The sequence below is a fragment of the Bradyrhizobium sp. USDA3010 genome, assembly GCF_056429065.1.
The window spans coordinates 1-3,005 of record NZ_JBWJZD010000107.1 but is presented as its reverse complement, the minus strand read 5'-3'; the positions used below and the strand labels follow the sequence as shown (position 1 = coordinate 3,005).

The following is a 3,005-nucleotide window of genomic DNA, read 5'->3' as shown; positions in this document are numbered from 1 at the left end:
GGGATCAGAATGACCAGCGAGTCGCAGCTGCGCGAGAAGCTTCGGAAGATCGAGGCGTTGTTCGTGGGTGCCGGAACTGCTGGTGAGCGCCTTGCAGCGGAAGCCGCGCTGCAGCGGGTGCGGGCCCGGGTCGAGGAACTTGCTCGCCACGATCCACCGATCGAACAGCAATTCTCACTTCCCGACCAGTGGTCTCGGCACCTGTTTCTGGCGCTTTGCCGCCGATATGGGCTGCGGCCGTTTCGATATCGCCGACAGCGACGTAACACGGTGATGGTCCGTGCGTCACGGGGCTTCGTTGATCGAGTCCTGCTGCCCGAGTTCACCGAGCTGGAGGGTGCGCTGCAAGTGTATCTGCACGAGGTAACGCTGCGCGTGATCCGCGAAGAGATCTACGACGACGCCAGCGATGCGCAGGAAGTTCCCGACGCCTTGCCGTCGAACTGATCAAGCGGCGAGCTTTGGCTCCGAACCATCGCGCTCGGCTTTCCAATTCCACGGCAGCAGCGTGTTCAGCTGATTGATCTTGGTACGTCCGGAGACGATGCGCTCGAGAACATCAGTAAGATAGTGCCGTGGGTCGATGTCGTGAAGCTTTGCGGAGTTGATGAGTGATGCGAGAGTGGCCCAGGTTTCGGCGCCGCCCTCACTGCCTGCGAACAGATAGTTTTTCTTTCCCAGCCCGATCGGCTTGATGCTGCGTTCGACCGTATTGCTGTCGATCTCGATGCGCCCATCATCGATGAATCGCGTCAGGCCATCCCAATGGTTGAGGGTGTAGCGGATCGCCTTGCCAAGGCTGGATTTCTTCGAGACTTCCAGCAGTCGCGCCTCGAGCCAGGGCTTGAAGTCCTCGATCAGCGGTCTGGTGTCGGATTGTCGCACCGCAGCTCGCTGCGTCGCCGGCAAACCGCGAATGCGATCCTCAATGGCGTAGAACATCGCGATCCGCTGCAGCGCTTCCGCGGCAATCGGCGATTTCGTCGCGACGTGGACGTCCCAGAACTTCCGCCGCGCATGCGCGAAGCAGAACGCCAGTTGTACCAGACGGCCGCCGTTTCTAATCAGCCCCTTGTACCCGGCGTAGCCGTCGACCTGCAGGATGCCGTCGTAGTCTCCAAACAGCTGCCTGGCGCGGATTGCCTTGCGATCCTCGGCGAACACGTAGACTACTGCCGGCGGCGCCGGGCCGCCCCACGGGCGGTCGTCGGTGGCGATCGCCCAGAACTGGCAGACTTTGGTTCTGCCACGGCCGGGATCGAGAACTGGCAGCGGCGTCTCGTCGGCAAACAGCCGCGGGTAGGACATCACTGCGCGGCGCAACAGCGCGTGAAGCGGCTTCAGCCACCAGGCGACGCGGCCCATCCACGAGGCCAGCGTTTGCCGGTCGAGCGTGATGCCTTGGGCGGCAAACATCTGTTCCTGGCGATACAGCGGCAGCTGGTAGCCGTATTTCATCACCGCGACGTGGGCCAGCAAGGCTTCCGTCACCATTCCACCGTCGATCGCCTGGGCCGGCGCGGGTGCCTGCAGAACACCCTGGCGGCATCCCCGGCAGCCGTACCGTGGACGCATGATGCGCTTGACCCGGTACTGCATCGGAATGACGTCGAAGGCTTCCTTGACGGTCTCCCCGATCTTGTGCAGCTGCTCGCCGCAGCAAGGGCAGATGTGGCTCTCGATATCGATCACGACATCGATGCGCGGCAAATGCTCCGGAAGCTTCCCCCGGTTGCGTCGCGCCGGTCGCTTTCCACGGCCCTCCGCTCCGTCAGGCAGCCTGCCTCCGGTCACGTCGTCGTTGGCGGCGGCACGAACCGCCTGTGCCCTGATGGTGAAGAGAGACAGCTGTCCGATATCCAGTGTCTCGGAGCGCGGACCGAAGATCGTGCGCTTGTACTGGGACAGGATCATCAGGAGCTTGTCGTTCTCCTGGATCGCAGCGTCGCGTTGGGCGATCGCTGCATCACGCTCGGTCGCCAGCGTGCTGCATTCCTCCGACAACGCCGCAAGCCGTGACGATAGCGTCATCACGGCTTGTCGGAGCAATGCTGGATCGGAAGGCAAATCACTCATGCAGAGCGATTCTACAACAACTCCGCATGAGTGACGAACGACTCTTGATAATGATCAACCAGCTCGCATCGGCTGATCCACAACTCGCATCGGCACACGCTTCCAGTCCGAGCCATCGAGCAGCACCGAGAGCTGAGCATGAGATAGCGACATGACGCCTTCCTTGATCGGCGGCCAGGTGAACTGCCCCTCGATTCTTTTGTAGTAAAGGACAAGGCCGCTTCCATCCCAAGTCAGGATCTTCACGCGATCTCGGCGCTTGGAGCGGAAGACATAAAGTCCGCCGTCGAACGGATCGGCTCCAAAGGCCTCGCTCACCAGCATCGCCAGCGAGTCCATGCCGCGGCGGAAATCGACCGGCTGCGTCGCAATCCAGATCGACAACCCAGCTCGAAGCCCGATCATCGACCAACCGTCCCGACCGCCGCCAGCACCTCGCACAGTGCCTCCCGGACCACTGTCCCCCTGACACGGATGCGAATCGCGCCGACCTCGATCTCGATCGCCGCCTTCTCCTCACTCGGGCGCCCACAGCCGGTGATCGCGACCGGCACAAAGCCAGGTGGCATGCCTCTGTCCCCGCGCTCCGCGACCTGCGCCCGCGTAGCCTGGCGACGCCAGAGAAACAACAGGCTTGGACTGATGTCGTGTCGCCGCGCCACTGCGGACACGCTTGCACCCGGCGCAAAACTCTCCGCAACAATCGCCGCCTTCGCATCGGTCGACCAGCGCCGACGTCGGCCCGTCCCGGTGATGATCTCGACACGCTGCAGCGTGTCGGCGCCGTGTTCGAGGATAGGCATATGCCTATCCTTATCGCTATCCTTACGACTATTCTTTGACATTGTGACCTCGCGACAAACCATTCCGCGAGATCTTCCTAGCCGACCAGATCAACCCTCAGCGCGTGGTCTCCGCATGACGCTCAC

At 62.3% G+C, this 3,005-nt stretch carries 4 protein-coding genes; 1 reads left to right on the top strand and 3 read right to left on the bottom strand.

Features of this window, described 5'->3' with window-relative positions; translation table 11 throughout:
* Positions 1 to 447 (top strand): hypothetical protein (locus tag AC066Y_RS43045; RefSeq protein ID WP_478279111.1); only part of this gene is annotated, 447 nt, incomplete at its 5' end.
* Here the strand turns inward: AC066Y_RS43045 and tnpC are convergent.
* The 3 genes from tnpC to tnpA form a co-directional block, all read right to left on the bottom strand.
* Positions 448 to 2,031, bottom strand: a complete 1,584-nt coding sequence (tnpC, locus tag AC066Y_RS43040; protein ID WP_207840158.1) for an IS66 family transposase — start codon at positions 2,029 to 2,031, stop codon at positions 448 to 450. It lies immediately after the preceding gene.
* A 99-nt stretch (positions 2,032 to 2,130) separates the two neighbouring features.
* Positions 2,131 to 2,481, bottom strand: a complete 351-nt coding sequence (gene tnpB / locus AC066Y_RS43035; RefSeq protein ID WP_166202960.1) for an IS66 family insertion sequence element accessory protein TnpB — start codon at positions 2,479 to 2,481, stop codon at positions 2,131 to 2,133.
* The gene (gene tnpA / locus AC066Y_RS43030) at positions 2,478 to 2,879 is read right to left on the bottom strand and encodes an IS66-like element accessory protein TnpA (RefSeq protein ID WP_207830852.1); all 402 of its coding nucleotides are present in this window, start codon (positions 2,877 to 2,879) and stop codon (positions 2,478 to 2,480) included. The genes tnpB and tnpA overlap by 4 nt, the downstream gene beginning before the upstream one ends.
* Positions 2,880 to 3,005: the final 126 nt, after the last annotated feature.